The following is a 22137-nucleotide window of genomic DNA, read 5'->3' as shown; positions in this document are numbered from 1 at the left end:
ACCCCAGGGGGCCTACCCGCCTCCGCCGCCCGGCGCATACCCGCCGCCCGGCGCCTACCCGCCTCCGCCGCCCGGCGCCTATCCCCCGCCTTACCCTGATCCGGCCAACGCCGGCCAGGGATATCCGCCGCCGCCCTACGGCGCAGCCTCCCCGTACGGCGGTCCGGCCCCCTACGGAGCACCCGGATACGGCGCTCCCGGCTATGCCGACGGTTACGGCATGCCGCAGGACAAGACCAACGGACTGGCCATCGGCTCCCTGGTGGCATCGGCGGTGGGCGTCCTGTGCGGTGTCGGCTCGCTCATCGGCATCGTGTTGGGCATCGTGGCGCTCAACCAGATCAAGACCAAGGGCGAGGGCGGCCGCGGGTTGGCGATCGCCGGCATCGCCGTCGGCGCGGCGACGCTGCTGCTCAACATCGTCTTCGCCCTCACGATGCTGAGCACCTGACACCGTGAGCGGCGGCGATCAGGACGGCGTCGGCAACAGCGGCAGACCCGATCCGTTCGCACCGGTGGATTACCCCACCGATGCGAGGTTGCCGCCCCCGCTCAGCACGCCGCCCCCGCCGGGTTATCCGCCGTATCCGGCTTCGGTGAACCCGTATTCGGGCTACCACCCGCCCGTCGGCTATGGATACGACCCCTACCGGCCGATGAAGCCGCCGGGCACGAACGGGATGGCGATCGGCGCGCTGGTGAGCTCGCTGGTCGGGGTGTTCTGCTGCGGCGTGACGTGCATCGTCGGTGTCATCCTCGGCGTCATGGCGATGCGCGAAACCAAACGCACCGGACAGGACGGCTACGGAATTGCGTTGGCGGGCACGATCATCGGCGGGCTCGCGGTGGCGGGCTTCCTCATCTACATCCTGCTGTACATGAGCCTGCTCGCCAGCGGAAGGCAGTGGATCTGAGGCTCACTGCGGCGGACGGAACGGCTCGCCCTGGCGCTGCATGCCTGCGGCGCGGCCCTTTCCGGCGATCACCAGGGCCATCTTCCGGCTCGCCTCGTCGATCATCTCGTCGCCCAACATGACCGCGCCCCTGGCCCCGCCGGCCCGCGAGGTGTGCCATTCGTAGGCCTCGAGAATCAGTTCGGCGTGGTCGTAATCGCTCTGCCGTGGACTGAAAATCTCGTTGCCCGCTGCGATCTGATCGGGGTGCAGCACCCATTTGCCGTCGTACCCGAGGGCCGCGGAACGGCCGGCGACGCGGCGGAAGCCGTCGACGTCGCGAATCTTCAGATAGGGGCCGTCGATCGCGAGCACCCCGTGCGTGCGCGCCGCCACGAGGATGCGCATCAGCACGTGGTGGTGCGCGTCGCCGACGTCGTACCCCTCCGGCTGTTCGCCGACCTCGAGTGTGCGCATGTTCAAACTGGCCGCCATGTCGGCGGGCCCTAGCACCAACGCCTGCACCCGCGGAGCGGCCGCGATCGCGTCAATGTTGGTGAGGCCCTGCGCATTCTCGATCTGCACCTCGATGCCGATGCGGCCCACGGGAAGGTCGTGGGTGGCCTCGAGCTGGCTCAACAGCATGTGCAGTGCCTGGATGTGGGAGGCGTCGCTGACCTTGGGCAGAACCACGATGTCCAGTGCGGCACCGGCGGTCGAGATCACCTCGATGGTGTCGGCGTAGGTCCACGGCGTCGTCCAGTCGTTGACGCGCACACCGCGCAGCTGACCGGCCCAGCCCGGCTCCGCCAGAGCAGTGGCCACCCGCGTCCGGGCCTCGGCCTTGGCCTCCGGCGCGACGGCGTCCTCGAGATCGAGGAACACCTCGTCGGCGCTCAGGGTTTTGGCCTTCTCGACCATCTTCGCGCTGCTCCCGGGAACGGAAAGGACCGTTCGGCGGGGTCGATACCGGTTTTCCACAACCACACTCTCTACCCTTTGATGCATGGCGGCGGTCAACAGGGTCTATGCGGCCCGTCTCGCGGGGATGGTGGTCTTGGGCCCCGACGGGGAGTCCATCGGCCGTGTCCGTGATGTGGTGGTCAGCATCAGCCTGGTGCGCCAGCAACCGCGCGTCCTCGGCTTGGTTGTCGAAATGCTCACGCGGCGAAGAATTTTCGTACCGATCCTGCGGGTGACGTCGATCGATCCCGGCGCCGTGACGCTGGCGACCGGCAGTGTGTCGCTGCGCCGGTTCGTCCAGCGTCCCGGTGAAGTGCTCGTGCTCGGTCAGGTGATCGAAACCCGGGTGCGCGTCGACGATCCCGATCTGCCGCAGCTGGCCAACGTCGACGTGATCGTCGTCGACCTCGGCATCGAGCAGACCCGCACCCGGGACTGGATGGTCACCAAGGTCGCCGTGCGCCCGCACCGGCGCCTGGGCAGGCGCGCCAACGTGCACGTGGTGGACTGGCAGCACGTTCAGGGCCTGACACCGTCGGGTCTGGCGATGCCGGACCAGGGCGTCGCGCAGCTGCTCGATCAGTTCGAGGGCCAGCGCGCCGTCGAGGTGGCCGAAGCGATCCGGGAACTGCCGGCCAAGCGGCGCTACGAACTGGTCAACGCCCTCGACGACGAGCGGTTGGCCGACGTGCTGCAGGAGTTGCCCGATGACGACCAGCTCGATGTGCTCAGGCGGCTGCCCGCCGACCGGGCCGCCGATGTTCTCGAGGCGATGGACCCCGACGACGCGGCCGATCTGCTCGGGTCGATGACGCCCACTGACGCCGAGCAGTTCCTGCGCCGCATGGATCCCGAGGATTCCGAGGATGTCCGCCGCCTGCTGGCGCACTCCCCCGACACCGCGGGCGGCTTGATGACGTCCGAACCCGTGGTGCTGGCGCCCGACACCACCGTCGCCGAGGCGCTCGCGAGGGTCCGCGACCCGGACCTCACCCCGGCGTTGGCCTCGTTGGTGTTCGTCACCCGCCCCCCGACGGCCACGCCCACCGGTCACTACCTGGGTTGTGTGCACCTGCAGCGGCTGCTGCGCGAGCCACCGGCGGATCTGGTCAGCGGAATCGTGGACACCGATCTGCCCAACCTGTCGCCTGACGACTCGCTGGGCGCGGTGACGCGCTACTTCGCGGCCTACAACCTGGTGTGCGGACCGGTCGTCGACGACGAGAACCACCTGCTGGGCGCCGTGTCGGTCGACGACGTGCTCGACCATCTGCTGCCCCACGACTGGCGCGAGACCGAGGAGCCCGAGCTCACCGGCGCCGAAGGCGCCTCATGACCGACCGCAGCCGGCTCGATGTGCCGCTGGCCACCCGGCGGCGGTTCTCGTTCAACGTCGACCCCGAGGCGGTCGGGAACTTCAGCGAGAAGATCGCCCGGTTCCTGGGCACCGGTCGCTACCTGGCGTGGCAGACCATCCTCGTGGTCGTCTGGATCACGCTGAACCTGTTCGCGGTCGGGCTGCGCTGGGACCCCTACCCGTTCATCCTGCTCAACCTCGCGTTCTCCACCCAGGCGGCCTACGCCGCGCCGCTGATCCTGCTGGCGCAGAACCGCCAGGAGAACCGTGACCGGGTGTCGCTGGACGAAGACCGCCGCCGCGCGCTGCAGACGAAGGCCGACACCGAATACCTGGCTCGGGAACTGGCCGCGCTGCGGTTGGCGATCGGCGAGGTGGTCACCCGTGACTACCTGCGCAGGGAGCTCGATGAGATGCGCGAAATGCTGGCAGCCCTGCAGCACGCCCCGGGCGAATCGAGCGACGACGACGCCGGCCACGGCGACCCGGGTGAGCGCCGGCCCAAAAAGTCGAGTGCAGGTAGCTAACGAATTGCTGTAACGCGGCGGTTATGTAGTAGGTATGGTGACTTGGTTCACAAGCGATCGCAAACATAGGACGGTTGAGTGCACATAAGGGGAGGAGCCGCCGCCCTCAAGGCCGTGCGGCGCCAAACGGGGCGTCTGCGGCGAATCCCGGGCCCTCGAGTGCAGAAGCTGGCATCCGCCAACCGCATGCGCGCCGGCCTCGGCGTCGCCATCATCACCCCGATCATCCTGGCCGGCAGCGTCGGAGCCTCGGCGCCCACCCCGCGTACGCCGACCTCGGATGCCGCGGTGACGCCGCTGGCCGCCGTCGAACCGTCACCGGGGGCTCGGTCGGGCGCCTCGGTGGTCGCCGTCGCCAAGGAGCCGATGGCCTTCCACATCGCCGCCTCGACGGTGTCGGCTCCCCCACCCGCCGCGGTGGTGAATTCGCCTGGCGCACTGGGCATTCCCGGTATGGCCTTGTCGGCTTACCGCAATGCCGAACGCATCATGGCGTCCGCGTACCCCGGCTGCGGCCTGAGCTGGAACCTGTTGGCCGGTATCGGGCGCATCGAGTCGATGCACGCCAACGGAGGCGCGACCGACGCCCGCGGCACGGCCATCCGGCCTATCTTCGGGCCTGCGCTCGACGGCACACTGCCCGGCAACGAGATCATCGTGCAGAGCCGCGTGGCCGACCGCGTCACCTACGCGCGCGCCATGGGACCGATGCAGTTCCTGCCCGGCACCTGGTCGCGGTACGCCTCCGACGGTGACGGTGACGGCAAGGCCGAGGTGCAGAACCTGTTCGACTCGTCGCTGGCCGCCGCCCGCTACCTGTGCAGCGGCAACCTGAACCTGCGCGACCCGAACCACGTCATGTCGGCGATCCTGCGTTACAACAACTCGGTGGCCTACGCGCGCAACGTGCTGGGCTGGGCAGCGGCCTACGCCACGGGCGTCGTGCCTATGGACCTGCCCCCGATCACCGGATCGGTTCCGACGCTGGAAGAGACGTCGACCACCGCCAACGTGCACCTCACCGATCTGAAGGAGTACCAGGGTCTCGGGCCAGGGTTGCCCCTCAACGCGTTGGGGCTGCCCGCCGGGGATCCGTTGGCGTTGATGCCGCTCCTCGAGCGCGATGCGGTGGCCAGTCAGATGGGCAATATGCCGGGCTTCGCCCCTGGTCAGCGGCTCGGGCCCCTCCCCGGACCGGCGCCGCAGGCACCGGCGACACCGCAGGCACCGGCGACACCGCCGCCTTGGACACCACCGTGGATGCAGCCGCAGCGGCCCGAGTGCGCGGTGTTCTGCATCGAGGACAACCCGGCGCCACCGCTGCAACCGGCTCTCGGCGGGCCTGCGGTCGCCCAGCAGATGCTCCCGCCCGGCCCGGCGCCATTGGCGCCGCCCGCTCCCGTCGGTGCTCCGCAGCCGGGACCCGCGCCGGTCGGCGCACCGGGTCCGCCCCAAGCACCCGCACCCGGCCCGGCTCAAGCACCCGCACCCGGTCCGGCCGCCCAGCCAGGGCCCGCGCCCGGACCGGCGGCTCAGCCCGGTCCGCCACCCGGACCCGTCGGTTAAGGGTCACCGTCGAGTCGGCCTAGACTCGACGGTGATGTCTCAATCTCCCGCTGACCTGGAAACCGCGATCCGTCGCGCGCTGGCCAAGGTGATCGACCCCGAGCTGCGGCGGCCGATCACCGAGCTCGGCATGGTCAAGAACGTCACCGTCGACCGCAACGGGGCCGTCCATGTCGAGATCTACCTGACCACCGCCGCGTGCCCGAAGAAGACCGAGATCTCCGATCAGGTCAGCCGGGCCGTCGCCGACGTCCCCGGGACCGGCGCCGTTCGGGTCAGCCTCGACGTGATGAACGACGAACAACGCACCGAACTGCGCAAGCAACTGCGCGGCGATTCGCGTGAGCCCGTCATCCCCTTCGCCCAGCCCGGTTCGTTGACCCGCGTCTACGCGGTGGCCTCCGGTAAGGGCGGGGTCGGCAAGTCCAGCGTCACCGTGAACCTGGCCGCGGCCATGGCCGCGCGTGGCGTGTCGGTCGGGGTGCTCGACGCCGACATCTACGGGCACTCCGTTCCCCGCATGATGGGCATCACCGACCGGCCCACCCAGGTGGAGTCGATGATCCTTCCGCCGGTCGCCCACGACGTCCGGGTCATCTCGATCGCGATGTTCACCCAAGGCAACACCCCAGTGGTCTGGCGCGGCCCGATGCTGCACCGTGCGCTGCAGCAGTTCCTCGCCGACGTCTACTGGGGTGACCTCGACGTCCTGCTGCTCGACCTGCCGCCGGGCACCGGCGACGTCGCGATCTCGGTGGCCCAGCTGATCCCCGGCGCGGAGATCCTGGTCGTCACCACGCCCCAACTGGCCGCGGCCGAGGTGGCCGAGCGGGCAGGCGCGATCGCGCTGCAGACCCGTCAGCGCATCGTCGGCGTGGTGGAGAACATGGCCGGGCTGACGTTGCCCGACGGCACGACCATGCAGATCTTCGGCGAAGGCGGCGGCAAACAGGTCGCCGAGCGGTTGTCGCGCGCGATCGGAGCCGACGTGCCGTTGCTGGGACAGGTGCCGCTCGACCCCGAGCTGGTGACGGCGGGCGACTCCGGTGTCCCGCTGGTGCTCTCCGCACCGGACTCGGCGGCCGGCAAGGAGTTGCGCAGCGTCGCCGATGCCCTGTCGAGCCGCAAACGCGGACTGGCGGGCATGTCGCTGGGCTTGGACCCGGCCGGTCGATAACGGTCGCGTGTCCGAGCCCGAACTCCGTCACACCCTGTCCGACAAGGCGTTACAGTGCTGTTCGTGGGTAGGGCGATGTTAGCCAACGGGCGCGGCAAGTTGCTGGCGCTCGTCGCGTCCATCACGCTGTCCGTCGCCCTGTTCTACGCCCAGACCGCCGAACCGCCCGCCCAGCCTGCCGCACCGCCCGCGGCCGGGCAGCCGGATGCTCCAGTGGCCGCCCCCAAGGTCAACACACCCACCGAAGCGGAGTTGCTCGCGGCCAGTGCTCCCGTTGCCACGGCGGCCACCCCGTTCGCGTTGCCCGCCGGTATCACGCCCGAAAACGGGTTACAGGTCAACACCATTCGGGTGGCCCGCGCGATCAGCGTGTTGTTCCCCGAAGTCACGACGATCGGCGGATACCGCCAAGACCCGCTGCCGTGGCATCCGAACGGCTTGGCGATCGACGTAATGATCCCGAACCACGGCAGCGAAGAGGGCATCGCGCTCGGCAACCAGATCGCCGGGATCGCGCTGGCCAATGCGAAGCGTTGGGGTGTGATCCACGTGATCTGGCGGCAGGGCTTCTACCCCGGTGTCGGGGCTCCGAGTTGGACGGCGGACTACGGCAACGAGACCGCCAACCACTTCGACCATGTGCACATCGCCACCAACGGCGGCGGATACCCGACCGGCGACGAGGAATACTTCATCTGAGCCCGCGGCGCTTACGTAGCGTCGGTGTCGAACGGTGTCGTCGCGGGCGCTTGCGGCGCTGCGGGCGGCGCCGACTGCGCAGGGGGCTCGGGTGAGCTGACCGGTTTGTCGGGCTGCTTGCGGTCGAAATTTCCGGTGAAGATCGAGTCGTCACCGTCGAGCAGGTGCTTGGTGAGCGCGGCGCGCGGCGTCATCCCGCGCAACTTGTTGAGCTCGCTGAGCGGCTCGCGCAGATCGTCGAACTCCGGTCCGAGGTCTTCACGCAGTTGGCTGGTGGCCCCGCTGATGTAGTCACGGGCCTGTCGCAGTGCGCCCGTCGTCCACCGGATCGCACCGGGCAGTCGCTCGGGTCCCAGGATCACCAGACCGGCCATCACCAGGATCAGCATCTCGCCCCAGCCGACGTTGGCGAACATCGGCTACGTGGTGTCGGGACCAGGGTTGACGGTCAGCGTCACCCGCCGTCCGTCGCGCATCACCTCGATCGGTGCGTCCTGGCCGATCTTGAGCTGACGGACGGCGACCACGAACTCGTCGGCGTCGGCCACGGTCCGGTCCCCGACCTTGACCACCACGTCGTTCTCCAGGATTCCGGCCTTCTCCGCGGGGCTGCCGGCCTTGACGTTGGCCACCTGGGCGCCCGAGGCGATGTCGTTGCTGACCGAGCGGGCCGTCAGGCCCAGCGTCGGATGGGCGATCTTGCCGTCGCGGATGAGCGAGTCGACCACCGTCTTGACCTCGTTGATCGGGATCGCGAACCCGAGGCCGCTGGCGCTGTCGGACAGCGACTTACCGGCGGTGTTGATCCCGATCACGTTGCCGGTCATGTCGATCAGGGGCCCGCCCGAGTTGCCGTGGTTGATCGGCGCATCGGTCTGCAGACCGTCGATGACGGTGTCGGTGTCGGAGCCGTCGCCCGAAAGCGGCACCGGGCGGTGCAGCGCGCTGATGATTCCGGCGGTGACCGTGCTGCGCAGCCCCAGCGGGGCGCCGGCGGCGATCACCTCGTCGCCGACCCGCAACTTGTCCGAGTCGCCCATCTGCGCGACGGTCAGGTTGTCGACGTTGTCGACCTTCAGCACGGCCAGATCGGTCTTGGGGTCACGGCCCACAAGGTTGGCGGGCACCTCTTTGCCGTCGTTGAAGACGATCTTCATCTTGTACTTGCTCGGGTTGTTCGCGGCCTCGGAGATCACGTGGTTGTTGGTCACGATGTAACCGCGACCGTCGATGACCACACCGGAGCCCTGCGAACCCTCCTGGTCGCTGGTGGCCTCCACCGTCACCACCGAATCGGCAACGGCGGCAGCGACTTTGGCGATATGACCCTCGGGCGGCGGGCCGCTGTCGGTGGTGTCCAGCGTGACCTTGGACGTGGTGAACGCCTCGACCACTTCGGCGGTCTTGCGGCCGACCCAGCCTCCTGCGAAGCCGATCACCAGCGCGATGATGGCCAGCATCGCCAGCGCGACGTAGGACACCCGGCCGCCGAACAGCACGTCGCGCACGCCCAATTTGCCCGTCGGCACATTCGCTGGGGGCCGTGGCGGTTCGTGGACGGCGGGGGCGCCCAGGGCGGCCGGAGCCGAGGGATCTCGCCACGGGTCGGCGGCCATGTCGGTGTCCTGATCCCGCTCGGCTTCCAGCGCACCCGCGTCGGCGGGATGGCGCTGTAGCGAGTCGCCGCCGGGATAGGGCTTGCCGAACGCCTCGGCCAGCACCGGATCGGGGGACTGGTTGGTCGGCGTGAACTCGCCTTGGTCGCGATACTTGTCGAGGCCAACGAACGAGCCCTCGACACCGTCGGGCCTGCCGAATGCGCGCTGCGCCGCCGGATCGACAGGCGGCCGCGAGACAGGGCGGGGTTCCAGGCGCTCGCGCCCGGTCTGGTCGAGATTGGTCACCCGGTCATCACCCTCTGTGAAAGCGCCCTCGAATGCCGGCGCGGATCGCTGCTCGTGTTCGCATTTACCCTACCGGCGCTTGCGTCGAGAGCGCTGTGTGCTGTCAGCAAACTCTGACCGCTGCGTCTCGACGGGCGGCTCCGGCGGAGCATGGTGCGGGATCTCGGACAACAGGCCCAGAAGTGAGCTCGGCATGGCGACCGGCCGGGACTCCCGCAATGCCGCGCGCGCCTGCCGCTGGGCCTCGACCTCGGCGGCGCACTGCGGACACAGCGATAAGTGGTGGGCGGCGCGGAGATGTGGAGTCAGCCGCAGTTCACCGTCGACGAAGGCAGCGACGGCCTCCGTCGAGAGGTGTTCGGTCGAGCCGAACTGCCGCGGCCCGACGGGCGCGTCGCTCTGAGAGGCGAACTGAGAGGGCAACCACGAGAAGGCCCGGCGGAACACGTGTCCCGGGTCGACCATCGCCCAGCTCCTCTCACTGCGTGTCACGGCGTCCATTCGAATGTAGCGCGGAGCGCTGTGATCAAGCTCGCGGACGTCAGGCCGTTTTGGCCGCGTCGCCGGTGCGAGCCGACGGGGCGGTCTCGCCGTGGTTGGCCAGGTAGTCGCGAAGGGCCTGCCTACCGCGGTGGATGCGGCTGCGCACGGTGCCGAGCTTGACGTCGAGCGTGGCGCCGATCTCTTCATAGGACAGGCCCTCGATGTCGCACAGCACGACGGCGGCGCGGAACTCCGGCGGCAACGAATCCAGTGCGGCCTGCAGGTCGGGGCCGAGCCGCGCGTCGTGGTAGATCTGCTCGGGGTTGGGATCGTCGGCCGGAACCCGGTCGTAGTCCTCGGGCAGCGCCTCCATGCGGATGCGCCCGCGCCTGCGCACCATGTCGAGGAACAAGTTGGTGGTGATGCGGTGCAGCCAGCCTTCGAACGTGCCGGGCTGGTAGTTCTGCAGTGAGCGGAACACCCGGATGAACGTCTCCTGCGTGAGGTCCTCGGCGTCGTGCTGATTACCCGACAGGCGGTACGCCAGCCGGTACACCCGGTCGGCGTGCTGGCGCACCAGCTCATCCCATGAAGGCATGGTCGATTTGTCGCCCGTGGCGTCGAACACCGCGGTGCCGGTCATTTCCTCGGAAGGCTCGACCCATTCGGTGTCCACGAACTGTTCGAGGTGGGACATTGAAGTCGGCGCCATCTTGATGGTCGTCAGATCCTCCTGGTCAAAGCCGCCATCGCTGTGCGGCGGTTCACTACTGCCCGCAACGCGGAGATCCGTGCAGGTATTCCCTGGTTGGTCCCCTGGATGCCAGCGTCCGCCGTTTTCCATGGGACATACCGTCTCCGACCGTTCCGTGCCTGGCATATGAGCAAACTGAACATTTCCTGAGAAAGCTTTTCTACCCATTTATGACCTGCGCGAACCTACCGACGATTCATGTGATCCGGTGGTCGGGAACGGGCGTGTCGCGATGCTGGCTCCCACCGGTTGGCTACGCTGCGGGCATGGCCGGCACCGACGACGTCATCGGAGGGCACAGCCGTGCCGAATCCATCGTGTCGCATGCCGAGCAGTCCATCTCCGAGGACGCCATCGTCGCCGCGGCCCGTGAACGCGCCGTCGACATCGGCGCCGGCGCCGTCACTCCCGCGGTGGGCGCGCTGCTGTGCGTGTTCGCCAAGCTGACCTCCGCCAAGGCCGTCGTCGAAGTCGGCACGGGCGCCGGGGTCAGCGGGCTGTGGCTGCTCTCAGGTATGCGCGAGGACGGCGTGTTGACCACCATCGACGTCGAACCCGAGCACCAGCGCATCGCCAAGCAGGCCTTCAGCGAGGCCGGGATCGGGCCGGGGCGAAGCCGGCTGATCAGCGGCCGCGCCCAAGAAGTGCTGACCCGTCTCGCCGACGAGTCCTACGACCTGGTGTTCGTCGACGCCGATCCGTTGGACCAGCCGCAGTTCGTCGCCGAAGGTGTCCGGTTGCTGCGTCCAGGCGGCGCGATCGTCCTGCACCGCGCGGCGCTCGGAGGTCGTGCCGGCGACGCCAGCGCCAACGACGCGGAGGTGGCGGCGGTGCGCGAAGCCGCACGGCTGATCGCCGAGGACGAACGGCTCACCCCGGTGTTGATCCCGCTGGGCGACGGCCTCCTGGCCGCCGCACGCGACTGAATCTCTCCACCGGCTCGGACCCCACGCCGTAATGCGGCATTGCAGACTTTAGGGCTGCGCGCGATGGCCTCTTGACCGCTGGCTGAACGCACGTTTAGTCTACTGAACATGCGTTCAGCATCGAATGACCTCACCGCCATCGCGCGGATTCGCGACGCCGCGATCGAGCAGTGGGGCGAGCACGGCTTCGACGTCGGCCTACGCACCATCGCCGAGGCGGCCGGGGTGTCTGCGGCGCTGGTCATCCACCACTTCGGCTCGAAGGACGGGTTGCGCAAGGCGTGTGACTCCCACGTCGCCGACGTGATCCGCGAGAGCAAGACCGAATCGCTGCAGACGCACGACCCCGCCACGTGGCTTGCGCAGATGGCCGAGATCGAGTCGTACGCGCCGCTGATGGCCTATCTGGTGCGCAGCTTGCAGTCGGGCAGCGAACTGGCCAAGGCGTTCTGGCAGCAGATGATCGACAACGCCGAGCAGTACCTCGACGAGGGCGTGCGCTCTGGCCTACTCAAGCCGAGCCGCGACCCCCGGGCCAGGGCTCGGTTCCTGTCGATGGCCAGCGGCGGGGGCTTCCTGCTGTATCTGCAATTGCATCCCTCCTCCGATCTTGGTGTGGCGCTTCACGATTACGGCGAGGAGATGGTGTTACCCGCCCTCGAGTTGTACACCGAGGGACTGATGGCCGACTCGGCGATGTACGACGCGTTCCTCGAGCAACGCAAGAAGGGCGTCCCGTTCAGCACGCCCCGACAAGGAGATGGCGATGACGGCTCAGACAGCACAGCGTCCGCGGCAGGCTGACTTCGGCGAGCCTGCTGTCGAGATTCGCGGGCTGACGAAGACTTTCGGACGCACCCGGGCGCTCGACGGCTTGGACTTGAGGGTCGCACCGGGCCAGATCACCGGCTTCCTCGGACCGAACGGTGCGGGTAAGTCGACGACGATCCGCGTGTTGCTCGGACTTTTGCGGGCAGACAGCGGCACCGTGCGACTGCTCGGCGGCGATCCCTGGCACGACGCGGTGGCACTGCACCGCCGGATCGCCTATGTGCCGGGAGATGTGGCGTTGTGGCCCAACCTGACCGGGCTGCAGGCGATCGACTTCCTGGCCCGGCTGCGCGGCAACGGTGTGGACACCACCCGACGCGATCAGCTGATCGAGCGGTTCGACCTCGACCCACACAAGAAGGCCCGCACCTATTCCAAGGGCAACAGGCAGAAGGTCGCCATCATCGCCGCGTTCTCCACCGCCGCCGAGCTCTACATCCTCGACGAGCCGACGTCAGGCCTGGATCCGTTGATGGAGAAGGTGTTTCAGGAGTGCGTGGGCGAAGTCGTTCAGCGCGGCGCTGCGGTGCTGTTGTCGAGCCACATCCTGGCCGAAGTCGAAAAGCTGTGTGACAGCGTCACCATCATCCGCGCCGGTCGCACCGTGCGGGCCGGCACCCTCGCCGAACTGCGACACCTGATGCGCACGACCGTGACCGCGCGCACCCGCAACGACGGGCAGCGCCTTCGAGACGAGCCCTTCGTCCACGATTTCGCGGTCACCGACGGGCATTACGTCTTCTCCGTCGACCGCAACGACCTCGACCGCGCGATGGGCCTGCTGACCGGGCTCGGGATTCTCGACCTGACCGTCACCCCAGCATCGCTGGAAGACATGTTCCTGCGCGAATACCGGAGGGCCGGGCGATGACGACGGTGACGGCGCGGGTGCCCCGCAGGCAGCGGCATGGTCTTGCGAACGCATGGACAGGCACCGCCGACCTGCTGTGGCTGGCTCTGCGCCGTGACCGGGTGCGGCTCGGCGTCTGGGTCGGCGTCCTGACGATGCTGATGGCCTACGCGCCCGCCGCCATGGAACTGGCCTATCCCCAAGAGGCACAACGGCTCACACGCGTGGATCTACTGAAGACGCCAGCGGGAATGATGATGGGCGGGCCGATGTTCGGCCGCAACGAGACCGACCTCGGCGCGATGATCGCGAACGAGATGATGCTGACGCTGATCGTCGCCGCGTCGATTCTCGCCATTCTCACCATGATTCGTCATACCCGGGGCGAAGAGGAGAGCGGCGCAGCCGAGTTGGTGCTGTCATCGGTCGTCGGCCGCCATGCGCGGACCGCAGCGGCACTGATTCTGGTCGGCGCGGTCAACGCCGTCCTCGCCGTGACGATGACGCTGGCGATGGCCGCGAGCGGCTTCTCGCTCATCGACACCGCGGCAATGTGTCTCGGGGTGACCGGCGTGGCAATGCTTTTCGGCTCGGTGGCCGCGGTGACCGCACAGATGTGGCGCCAGGCACGCACGGCATCGGGCGCGGCCATGGCCGTGCTGGCGGTCGCCACGGTGGTCCGTGGAATCGGCGATGTGATCGACAACTCCGGCAGTGCGCTGAGTTGGTTCTCCCCGATCGCGTGGGCCCAGCAGATGCGCGCGTTCGTCGATTTGCGGTGGTGGCCGTTCGCGCTGCTGATCTCGCTCACCGTCGCCCTCATCGCGCTGGCCGCGGTGCTGGAGGGCAGGCGTCAGTACGACGACGGCGTCATCCCGTCCACCGGTGAGCATCCCGATGCCCGGGCGATCAGGGGTGTGCTGGGTCTGCATCTGACGCTGCAGCGGGGTCAGACCGTCGGCTGGACCATCGGATTGTTCCTCGCCGGCCTGGCTTTCGGATCGATGACCAAATCCCTGCTCGACGCGGCGGAGTCCAACGAGGTGATCCGGCTGATGATGGCCCAGCAGGGCGCCGACGGTGTGTACACCACGATGACGCAGTTCCTCGCGGCCGCGGCAAGCGCGTACGTCGTCGCCGCGGTGCTGCGCGTTCACACCGACGAGGGCAACGGTCTCGGGGAAGCCGTGTTGGCCGGATCGGTGTCGCGGTGGCGCTGGCTGACGACGGCGGTGGTGTCGGCGGTGCTCGGTTCGGTGGTGCTGATGTTGTTGGCAGGTCTCGGTAACGGGTTGGGCGCGGGCGTCACCGTCGGCGAACCGGCGACCGTACTTCGCCTGACGCTCGCCGGGGTGGCCTTCGTTCCCGCGCTGGCGGTCATGGCGGGTGTCGCGGCGCTCGCGGTCGCCGTGCGGCGGCCGGTGCTGGGTTGGGTGGCGGTGGCGTTCGTCGTCACCGCGCTGTATCTGGGACCGCTGCTGCGGTTGCCGCAGTGGCTGATCGACCTGTCGCCGATCGGACGCACCACGGCACCGATCGACTACCCGGTGACCACGATCACCATCCTTGCCGTCGTCGCCACCGTCCTGACCTGGGTGGCCGGCCTCCTGTACCGCAGACGCGACGCCGTCTGAGGTGGAGTCGTGAAAATCGCTCTGCAGACGTTGGCTTCGGCCGTCTTCGGGTTCGTCTTCTTCGCCACAGCGTTGTTCTGGCCGGCCGGGACCTTCGACTATTGGCAGGCGTGGGTTTTCATCGGCGTGTTCATCATCGGCACGATGGGCCCCAGCATTTACCTCGTGGTCAAGCGCCCCGACGCCCTGCGCCGCCGGATGAGAGCGGGACCGTTCGCCGAAACAAGACCGGTGCAAAGGGTCGTGATCACCGCGACCGTGCTGATGGTGGTCGTGGTGCTGGTGATCAGCGCCCTTGACCATCGCTTCGGATGGTCGGCGGTGCCGACGGTGGTGGTGGTGCTCGGCGATGTGCTGGTGTGGACCGGTCTGACGGTGTCGCAGGTCGTCATCATCCAGAACAGCTATGCCGCGGCCACGATCACCGTCGAGTCCGGGCAGCCTCTGGTCTCCACGGGCCTGTACGGCGTGGTCCGCCACCCGATGTACGCCGGGACGCTGGTCATGATGATCGGCACTCCGCTCGCGCTGGGTTCCTACTGGGGGTTGATCGCGATTCCACCCGCAGTGCTGCTGCTCGCGGTGCGCACCGCCGACGAGGAACAGATGCTGCGGCAGCAACTGGCGGGTTATCGGCAGTACATGCAGCAAGTCCGATTCCGGTTGGTGCCCTACGTCTGGTGAGAGTCGCCTCTGCGGCGGCCCGATCGGCCGATAATGCGAGGGTGGAACTGCTGACCGGCCTCGGCCTGGCGACCGCGGCGGGGCTCAACGCCTATATCCCGCTGCTGGCGCTCGGCATGCTGTCGCGGTTCACCGACCTGGTTGCCCTGCCCACCGGGTGGGCCTGGCTGGAGAACGGCTGGGTGATCGCGATCGTCGCGACGCTTCTGCTCGTCGAGATCGTCGCCGACAAAGTCCCGGCGCTGGACAGCGTCAACGACGCCGTCCAGACCTTCGTTCGCCCGACCGCGGGCGGCATCGTCTTCGGTTCGGGCACCGCGGCGCAAACGTCAGCGGTCAGCGATCCCGGTGCTTTCGCCCAGTCCGGGCAGTGGATCCCGGTGGTGATCGGTGTCGTCGTCGCGTTGGTGGTGTCGCTGACCAAGTCGACGGTCCGGCCGGCGGCCAACGTCGCCACCGCCGGCGTCGCTGCACCGGTGCTGAGCACGGTCGAGGACGGCGTGAGCGTCGGGTTGGTCTTCGCCGCGATCCTGGTTCCGGTGCTGGTGTTGGTGGCGGTCGTGGTCTTGGCGTGGCTGACGGTCAGGATCCTGCGTCGACGACGCCGCACCCTCGCACCGGGCTAAGCGCTACGAGATCGTGGTGACGTAGTGGCCGCCGGAGAAGATGTCGGTGTACCTGTTGCCCTTGATGTCCTTGTAGGCGCAGGTCGACACCGAGTTCTTGTTGGTGTAGGTCCCGCCGGCGGCCTTGCATTCGCTCTTGATCGTGCTCTCCGAGAGCTTCTCGGCGTGCGCGGCCGGGGCGGTAGTGGCCATCAGAGCGCCGGCCGCGACGGCACCGGCGGCGATCGCGGCGATAATGCTGGTGCGTTTCATCATGCCTCCTGTGTTCATGGCATTGCGGGCCGTTGAAACAGCATGAGACCCAACCGCTCTCTGCGTGAACGGGGCGGCCGCCCACGCCGCAGAGCACGTCGTCGGGTCCGCGGGGTCGCCCGCGGTTAGGGGATTAGGGAGATCAGATCCAGACGCCCTTGCCGACTGCGACCACTCCCCCGGCGCTGATCGCGAACCGCTCGCGATCCTTGTCGAGGTCGACCCCGACCATCTCGCCCGGGCCGACGACCACGTTCTTGTCCAGGATCGCGTGGCGCACCACCGCGCCGCGGCCGATACGGGCCCCGGGCATGATCACGCTGCCCTCGACGATCGCCCCGTCGTCGACGACGACGTTGGACGACAACACCGAATTCCGTACGGAGGCAGCCGAGATGATGCTGCCGGCGCCGACGACCGACTCCTGCGCCGAGCCGCCGTTGACGAACTTCGCCGGCGCGAGCATCTCCGACTCCCCGCGGATCGGCCAGCGCTTGTTGTAGAGGTTGAACACCGGGTGCACCGACACCAGGTCCATGTGCGCGTCGTAGAACGCGTCGAGGGTCCCCACGTCGCGCCAGTAACCGTGATCGCGTTCCGTGGCACCGGGCACTTCGTTGTTGCTGAAGTCGTACACCGCGGCCATGCCGTCGTCGACCAGGCGCGGGATGATGTCGCCGCCCATGTCGTGGTCGGAGTGGTCGTCGGCGGCGTCGGCGCGGATCGCGTCGATCAGCACCTTGGTGGTGAAGATGTAGTTGCCCATCGACACGAACGCCTCGTCGGGATTGTCCGGCGTGCCCGGCGGATCGGCGGGCTTCTCGACGAAGCTGCGGATGCGGCCGGACTCGTCGGCGTCGATGACCCCGAACGCGGTGGCCTCCGCGCGCGGCACCCGGATACCCGCGACGGTCGCGCCCGCGCCGCTCTCGATGTGGAACTGGACCATCTGCTCGGGGTCCATGCGGTAGACGTGGTCGGCGCCGAACACGACGATGTAGTCCGGATCCTCGTCGTAGATGAGGTTCAGCGACTGGTAGATCGCATCCGCGGAGCCCGTGTACCACCGTGGGCCGAGCCGCTGCTGGGCCGGGACGGGCGTGATGTACTCGCCCGCCAGACCCGACAACCGCCAGTTCTGGGAGATGTGACGGTCAAGCGAGTGCGACTTGTATTGCGTCAGCACGCAAATGCGTAGATACCGCGCATTGACCAGATTCGACAGCACGAAGTCGATCAGGCGGTAGGCGCCGCCGAAGGGAACGGCGGGCTTGGCTCGATCCGCGGTCAACGGGTAGAGCCGCTTGCCCTCCCCGCCGGCCAGGACGATGCCCAGCACGTGTGGCAGTTCCCTCATGCTTCAAACCTATCGGCCGCTTCTGTCCTGGGCTACCCATTCCACGGCGAGTCAACGTGTCCGGCGCGGATCCGGCGATCCCCGCCGCCGCGGCCCTCCTGCGCTGGCTTGCACCCGTAACTAGGGTCGACACCATGCGGGTGGCGATGATGACTCGGGAATATCCGCCCGAGGTCTACGGCGGGGCGGGGGTGCACGTCACCGAGCTGGTCGCGCAACTGCGCCGCCTTTGTGAAGTCGACGTGCACTGCATGGGCGCCCCGCGCGCCGACGCGATCGTCGCGCAACCCGATCCGGCGTTGCTGGGCGCCAACGCCGCCCTCTCGATGCTGTCGGCCGACCTCAACATGGTCAACGCCGCCGCACATGCCGACGTGGTGCACTCGCACACCTGGTACACCGGGCTGGCCGGCCACCTCGCCGCGCTGCTCTACGGGGTGCCCCATGTGCTGACCGCGCACTCGCTGGAGCCGATGCGCCCGTGGAAGGCCGAACAGCTCGGCGGCGGCTACCGGGTGTCGTCGTGGGTGGAGAAGACGGCGGTGGAGGGGGCCGACGCGGTGATCGCGGTCAGCTCCGGTATGCGCGAGGACGTGCTGCGTACCTATCCCGCTCTGGACCCGAACCGGGTGCACGTGGTGCGCAACGGGATCGACACCGAGGTCTGGTATCCGGCAAGCCCGGAGCCGGGCGAATCGGTGCTGGCCGAACTCGGCGTCGACCCGGCGCGGCCCATGGTGGCCTTCGTCGGGCGGATCACGCGGCAGAAGGGCGTCGCTCATCTGATCGCCGCGGCGCACGACTTCGCCCCCGAAGTGCAACTGGTGCTGTGCGCAGGAGCCCCCGACACCCCCGAGATCGCCGCCGAAGTGACCGAGGCGGTTGCGCATCTGTCGAACGCCCGCGCCGGGGTCTTCTGGGTGCGCGAGATGCTGCCCATCGTCAAGGTTCGCGAAATTCTATCCGCTGCAACTGTTTTCGTATGTCCATCGGTGTATGAGCCGCTCGGCATCGTGAACCTGGAGGCGATGGCGTGCGCGACGGCGGTGGTGGCCTCCGACGTCGGCGGCATTCCGGAGGTCGTGGCCGATGGGCACACCGGGCGGTTGGTGCACTACGAACCGCAGGACGCGGCGGCTTACGAGAGCCGGTTGGCCGCAACGGTCAACGAGTTGATCGCCGACCCGGGAAGGGCCCGCCGATACGGCGAGGCCGGGCGGCAGCGGTGCATTCAGGAGTTCTCGTGGGCCCACATCGCCGAGCAGACCCTGGAGATCTACCAGAAAGTGGGCAATCCGGCGTAGCCGGTCACACCTGAACCGTCAGCTCGTGACGTTCTTCAGTTCGTCCCCGAGCGCGGCGGCCTCATCAGGGGTCAGCTCGACGACGAGTCTCCCGCCGCCTTCCAGTGGTACCCGCATCACGATGCCGCGCCCCTCCTTGGTTGCTTCCAGAGGACCGTCGCCGGTCCGGGGCTTCATCGCCGCCATCGAGTGCTCCCTCCAGATGAGCCGGCCCGCCCGCGGGCTCGGTCGGGGCCGAGACTGCCCACTCGTTTGACATTCCCGGCACTGAAACTGCTACTGAACGCCCCTATTGTTCCCTATCGGCGCCGTTCGGTGTGCAAAGACCCGGCTAAGAACGCTTCTCGGGGGCCGCGCACGTCGCCGGGACCCAGCAGTCGGCGGTGTGATCGTCGACCATTCCGGTCGCCTGCATCAATGCGTAGGCGGTTGTGGGCCCCACGAAGCGGAAGCCGCGACGCTTCAGTTCCTTGGCCATCGCGGTCGACTCCGGGCTGACGGCCGGAACCTCGGCGAAGCTCGCGGGCCGCGGCCGGGGCGGGGGTGCGAACGACCACAGCAGCTCGGCGAGGTCGGTCCCCGCGTCGCGCAGGTCGGCCGTCGCACGCGCGTTGGCGATCGTCGCCTCGATCTTGGCGCGGTTGCGCACGATTCCGGCATCACCCATCAACCGCGTGATGTCGCGTTCGGTGTAGCGCACGATCCGATCGATGTCGAAACCGTGGAACGCGCGGCGAAAGTTCTCCCGTTTGCGCAGGATCACCAGCCACGACAGCCCGCTCTGGAACGCTTCGAGGCTCACCCGCTCGAACAGGGCTACCGAGTCGCGCAGCGGCCGCCCCCACTCGGTGTCGTGATAGTCGCGGTAGAGCACGAAATCCGCTGGTGCCAAACGTGATTCATCGATCCAGGCGCAGCGGACACGGCCGTCGGATTCGACGGAGGGTTCTTCGACGGTGGCGGTCATGACTCGTCGCCGGCGTCCGACTGCAGTGCGTGCGCGCCACCCTCGACGGGTTCGTGGTCCTCAATACCGTGCGTGGCGCGCAGGGTGGTCAGCTGACCGCGCAGCTGGTCGAGTTCCTGGCCGAGCCGGTCGAGCACCCAGTCGACTTCGCTGGTCTTGTAACCGCGCAGCGTCTGGGTGAATTTGACGGCGTCGACGTCGGCGCTCGTCACGCCGGAGGCGGGCAGCACCGTCGCGGTGGTCTCCCGAGGTAGCGGGGGCAGCGGTTCACCGCGGCCGAACACCACGCTGCCCACGGCGAACAGCACCACGGCGATCAGAACCAGAACGACCAGATACAGCAGAACCAGGCTCACGGTTCGATACTGCCTCAACGCACTGACAGGTCGCTTCGCAGTTCGCGCCGAACGTGGGTTACCGACACGCTTTCCTCGAAAAAAACGTGCGGGTAACCCACGTTCGCGCGCGGCAGAATTCAACCGCACGCGCGGCAGAATTCAACCGCGCGGGCGGAACGTCACCATCGGGGGGCGGTCGGCCAGCGACACCGCCGACGTGCGCGGCGTGTATCCCTCGCCGTCGGCGAAGAACTGCGTCAGCCCCACGCCGGAGTCCGGCACCCCGCAGCGCGACAGCAGCGTCGCGATGACCTGACGACTCATGCTGGCCAGCTCGGTCAGCGGCCGGTTGCGATGCGTACGAACACCGAGGTTGACCTGGGCGATCCCGTCGAGGCCGAGGCGGTCGTAGGCGTCGATCAGCAGGCCGATCTCGACTCCGTAGCCCGGCGCGAACGGTACCGACGTCAACAGCTCGCGGGTGCCGGCGTACTCACCGCCCAGCGGTTGCAGGATGCAGCTGAGCTCCGGCCGCAGGGACGCGAGAAGCGGCCGGGCCACCAGCTCGGTCACCCGCCCGCCGCCGTTGGCGTCCTCGCTGCCGCTGACCTTCAGGGGCCTGCGGTAGAAGCCCTTGACCAGGTGGACGCCGTCGGTGGTGAGCAGCGGTCCGACCAGCTTGGGCACGAACATCGGATCGGGGTCGATCAGGTCCGAGTCGACGAACACCACGACGTCGCCGGTCGTTGCGGCCAGCGAACGCCACAGCACCTCGCCCTTTCCGGGTTGCGGAGCCACCTCCGGCAGCGCCGCCTCGCGGCTGATCACCCGGGCACCGGCGGCCAGGGCGCGGATCTCGGTGTCGTCGGTCGAGCCGGAATCCAGCACGATCAGCTCGTCGACCAGCCCACCCAGCAGCGGGGTGATGGTCTCGACGACGCTGCCGACCGTCTCCTCCTCGTTGAGGGCGGGCAACACGACCGAGACGGTGCGGTTACCCTTGGCGGCCTCGAGTTCGGCGATCGTCCACGTCGGCCGGTTCCAGCTGTGGTCGCTGAGCCACCGCGCGGTGACGACGTCAGTAGCGGGAAGTTCGGGTGTGAGTGTCATGCCAGTCCCCTCACCGTGCGCGTCGGCGGCCGTCCGCCCTGGATCGACGCGACCATCTCCAGTACGCGCCGAGTCGGTCCGACCTCGTGCACCCGGAACATCGCGGCGCCGTCTGCGGCCGCCAAGGCGGTGGCTGCCAGGGTGCCCTCCAGGCGTTCGGTCAAACCCACACCCAGAGTCTCCCCGACGAAATCCTTGTTGCTCAGCGCCATCAGGACGGGCCATCCAGTGTTTACAAGCTCTTTCACATGGCGCAACAAAGTAAGACCGTGGTGAGTGTTCTTGCCGAAATCGTGCGTCGGATCGATCAGCACGGCTTCGCGCGCCACCCCCGCCGCCACCGCCCGTTCGGCCGCCGCGGTCACCTCGGCGATCACATCGTCGACGACACCGCGTTCGGTGATCCCGTAGTTGACCCGGAACGGCCTGGTCCGCGGTTGCGCGCCGCCGGTGTGCGAGCACACCAGCCCGGCACCGAACTCGGCGGCCACCTCCGGTAGCGCCGGATCGTGGCCCGCCCAGGTGTCGTTGATCAGGTCGGCTCCCGCCGCGCACGCCTGTTTGGCGACCGCCGAGCGCCAGGTGTCGACACTGATCAGCTGGTCGGGATAGGTGCCGCGCAGCCATTCGATGAACGGAACGACGCGCGCGATCTCCTCGTCGGTGTCGACGGTGTTGCCGGGGCCCGCCTTGACCCCGCCCACGTCGACGACGTCGGCACCGTCCTCGATCACCCGGTGCGCGGCCGCCTTGGCGGCCTCGTCGGTGAAGGCGGCGCCGCGGTCGTAGAAGGAGTCCGGCGTGCGGTTCACAATCGCCATGATCAGTGCTCGATCAGCGGCGACGGGCCGACCCAGGAAGCGACCTGAGAACCGGCCCTCGTGCGTTGTCACCCTTCCAGGCTACGGCGGCGCGATTTGTGTGTGATTTCGTTC

Annotated in this window: 26 protein-coding genes; 14 read left to right on the top strand and 12 right to left on the bottom strand. The window is 68.3% G+C overall.

Annotated features, from left to right (window positions below):
- Together AU198_RS25790 and AU198_RS13625 are read left to right on the top strand one after the other, a co-directional pair.
- The coding region (locus tag AU198_RS25790; RefSeq protein WP_082691007.1) for a DUF4190 domain-containing protein at positions 1 to 451 on the top strand (451 nt) is incomplete at its 5' end.
- Between the two features lie 4 nt (positions 452 to 455).
- Entirely contained in the window at positions 456 to 914 is a 459-nt protein-coding gene (locus AU198_RS13625; protein ID WP_156431597.1) for a DUF4190 domain-containing protein, read from the top strand.
- 3 nt (positions 915 to 917) lie between these two features.
- Here AU198_RS13625 and AU198_RS13620 read toward each other — a convergent pair whose 3' ends face one another.
- A complete protein-coding gene (locus AU198_RS13620) occupies positions 918 to 1874 on the bottom strand; it encodes an HpcH/HpaI aldolase/citrate lyase family protein (protein WP_156431599.1) in 957 nt (318 codons plus the stop codon).
- 25 nt (positions 1875 to 1899) lie between these two features.
- On the opposite strand from AU198_RS13620, the gene AU198_RS13615 reads away from it, so the two are divergent.
- From AU198_RS13615 to AU198_RS13595, 5 genes are all read left to right on the top strand, one after another.
- Positions 1900 to 3192 (top strand): magnesium transporter MgtE N-terminal domain-containing protein, encoded by a 1293-nt coding sequence (locus tag AU198_RS13615; protein ID WP_064348667.1) that lies wholly within the window; start codon positions 1900 to 1902, stop codon positions 3190 to 3192.
- Positions 3189 to 3740, top strand: coding sequence for a DUF1003 domain-containing protein (locus AU198_RS13610; RefSeq protein ID WP_064348666.1), 552 nt, complete (start codon positions 3189 to 3191; stop codon positions 3738 to 3740). The genes AU198_RS13615 and AU198_RS13610 overlap by 4 nt, the downstream gene beginning before the upstream one ends.
- 78 nt (positions 3741 to 3818) lie before the next feature.
- A complete protein-coding gene (locus AU198_RS13605; RefSeq protein ID WP_156431596.1) occupies positions 3819 to 5306 on the top strand; it encodes a lytic murein transglycosylase in 1488 nt (495 codons plus the stop codon).
- 34 nt (positions 5307 to 5340) lie between these two features.
- Positions 5341 to 6483, top strand: coding sequence for an Mrp/NBP35 family ATP-binding protein (locus AU198_RS13600; RefSeq protein WP_064348665.1), 1143 nt, complete (start codon positions 5341 to 5343; stop codon positions 6481 to 6483).
- Positions 6484 to 6558: 75 nt separating this feature from the next.
- Positions 6559 to 7182: a VldE C-terminal domain-containing protein gene (locus AU198_RS13595; protein WP_156431598.1), complete on the top strand. Its 624-nt coding sequence runs from the start codon at positions 6559 to 6561 to the stop codon at positions 7180 to 7182.
- An 11-nt stretch (positions 7183 to 7193) separates the two neighbouring features.
- Here the strand turns inward: AU198_RS13595 and tatB are convergent, their stop codons facing one another.
- The 4 genes from tatB to sigE form a co-directional block, all read right to left on the bottom strand.
- Entirely contained in the window at positions 7194 to 7598 is a 405-nt protein-coding gene (tatB, locus tag AU198_RS13590; protein ID WP_064348664.1) for a Sec-independent protein translocase protein TatB, read from the bottom strand.
- A 3-nt stretch (positions 7599 to 7601) separates the two neighbouring features.
- A complete protein-coding gene (htrA, locus tag AU198_RS13585; protein ID WP_064348663.1) occupies positions 7602 to 9086 on the bottom strand; it encodes a serine protease HtrA in 1485 nt (494 codons plus the stop codon).
- A 69-nt stretch (positions 9087 to 9155) separates the two neighbouring features.
- On the bottom strand, positions 9156 to 9551 hold the full coding sequence (gene rseA / locus AU198_RS13580; RefSeq protein ID WP_064348682.1) for an anti-sigma E factor RseA: 396 nt from the start codon (positions 9549 to 9551) through the stop codon (positions 9156 to 9158).
- Positions 9552 to 9627: 76 nt separating this feature from the next.
- A complete protein-coding gene (sigE, locus tag AU198_RS13575; protein ID WP_064348662.1) occupies positions 9628 to 10413 on the bottom strand; it encodes an RNA polymerase sigma factor SigE in 786 nt (261 codons plus the stop codon).
- Between the two features lie 176 nt (positions 10414 to 10589).
- Between sigE and AU198_RS13570 the strand changes: the two genes are divergently transcribed.
- The 6 genes from AU198_RS13570 to AU198_RS13545 all read left to right on the top strand — a co-directional run bounded on the left by AU198_RS13570 (position 10590) and on the right by AU198_RS13545 (position 15874).
- Complete coding sequence (locus AU198_RS13570; RefSeq protein ID WP_064348661.1) at positions 10590 to 11249, top strand: O-methyltransferase; 660 nt, start codon at positions 10590 to 10592, stop codon at positions 11247 to 11249.
- 108 nt (positions 11250 to 11357) lie between these two features.
- Complete coding sequence (locus AU198_RS13565; RefSeq protein ID WP_064348660.1) at positions 11358 to 12053, top strand: TetR/AcrR family transcriptional regulator; 696 nt, start codon at positions 11358 to 11360, stop codon at positions 12051 to 12053.
- On the top strand, positions 12016 to 12951 hold the full coding sequence (locus AU198_RS13560; RefSeq protein WP_064348681.1) for an ABC transporter ATP-binding protein: 936 nt from the start codon (positions 12016 to 12018) through the stop codon (positions 12949 to 12951). Before AU198_RS13565 ends, AU198_RS13560 begins: the two co-directional genes overlap by 38 nt.
- Positions 12948 to 14564 (top strand): ABC transporter permease, encoded by a 1617-nt coding sequence (locus tag AU198_RS13555; RefSeq protein ID WP_064348659.1) that lies wholly within the window; start codon positions 12948 to 12950, stop codon positions 14562 to 14564. Before AU198_RS13560 ends, AU198_RS13555 begins: the two co-directional genes overlap by 4 nt.
- Positions 14565 to 14573: 9 nt before the next feature.
- Positions 14574 to 15248 carry a methyltransferase family protein gene (locus AU198_RS13550; protein ID WP_064348658.1) on the top strand — a complete coding sequence of 225 codons (675 nt, stop codon included), beginning with the start codon at positions 14574 to 14576 and terminating at the stop codon, positions 15246 to 15248.
- Between the two features lie 41 nt (positions 15249 to 15289).
- The gene (locus AU198_RS13545; protein ID WP_064348657.1) at positions 15290 to 15874 is read left to right on the top strand and encodes a DUF4126 domain-containing protein; all 585 of its coding nucleotides are present in this window, start codon (positions 15290 to 15292) and stop codon (positions 15872 to 15874) included.
- A 3-nt stretch (positions 15875 to 15877) separates the two neighbouring features.
- On the opposite strand, the gene AU198_RS13540 is transcribed toward AU198_RS13545, so the two are convergent.
- Complete coding sequence (locus tag AU198_RS13540) at positions 15878 to 16126, bottom strand: hypothetical protein (protein WP_156431595.1); 249 nt, start codon at positions 16124 to 16126, stop codon at positions 15878 to 15880.
- Positions 16127 to 16268: 142 nt separating this feature from the next.
- Entirely contained in the window at positions 16269 to 17483 is a 1215-nt protein-coding gene (glgC, locus tag AU198_RS13535; RefSeq protein ID WP_064348656.1) for a glucose-1-phosphate adenylyltransferase, read from the bottom strand.
- A 134-nt stretch (positions 17484 to 17617) separates the two neighbouring features.
- Here glgC and glgA point away from each other — a divergent pair, with 134 nt between their 5' ends.
- Positions 17618 to 18787, top strand: a complete 1170-nt coding sequence (gene glgA / locus AU198_RS13530; RefSeq protein ID WP_064348655.1) for a glycogen synthase — start codon at positions 17618 to 17620, stop codon at positions 18785 to 18787.
- 18 nt (positions 18788 to 18805) lie between these two features.
- Here glgA and AU198_RS25785 read toward each other — a convergent pair whose 3' ends face one another.
- The 5 genes from AU198_RS25785 to folP form a co-directional block, all read right to left on the bottom strand.
- Positions 18806 to 18973: a DUF3117 domain-containing protein gene (locus tag AU198_RS25785; RefSeq protein ID WP_005059648.1), complete on the bottom strand. Its 168-nt coding sequence runs from the start codon at positions 18971 to 18973 to the stop codon at positions 18806 to 18808.
- A gap of 145 nt (positions 18974 to 19118) precedes the next feature.
- Complete coding sequence (locus tag AU198_RS13525; RefSeq protein ID WP_064348654.1) at positions 19119 to 19754, bottom strand: DNA-3-methyladenine glycosylase I; 636 nt, start codon at positions 19752 to 19754, stop codon at positions 19119 to 19121.
- A complete protein-coding gene (locus AU198_RS13520; protein WP_064348653.1) occupies positions 19751 to 20110 on the bottom strand; it encodes a DivIVA domain-containing protein in 360 nt (119 codons plus the stop codon). The genes AU198_RS13525 and AU198_RS13520 overlap by 4 nt, the downstream gene beginning before the upstream one ends.
- A gap of 141 nt (positions 20111 to 20251) precedes the next feature.
- A complete protein-coding gene (locus AU198_RS13515; RefSeq protein WP_064348652.1) occupies positions 20252 to 21202 on the bottom strand; it encodes a glucosyl-3-phosphoglycerate synthase in 951 nt (316 codons plus the stop codon).
- Positions 21199 to 22023: a dihydropteroate synthase gene (folP, locus tag AU198_RS13510; RefSeq protein WP_064348651.1), complete on the bottom strand. Its 825-nt coding sequence runs from the start codon at positions 22021 to 22023 to the stop codon at positions 21199 to 21201. Before folP ends, AU198_RS13515 begins: the two co-directional genes overlap by 4 nt.
- Positions 22024 to 22137 lie beyond the last annotated feature (114 nt).

Origin of the sequence: Mycobacterium sp. GA-1199 (assembly GCF_001500045.1) — a bacterium.
Classification (GTDB): Bacteria; Actinomycetota; Actinomycetes; order Mycobacteriales; family Mycobacteriaceae; genus Mycobacterium.
The sequence above is the reverse complement of the archived record's forward strand: the minus strand, read 5'-3'. Positions and strand labels throughout refer to the sequence as shown.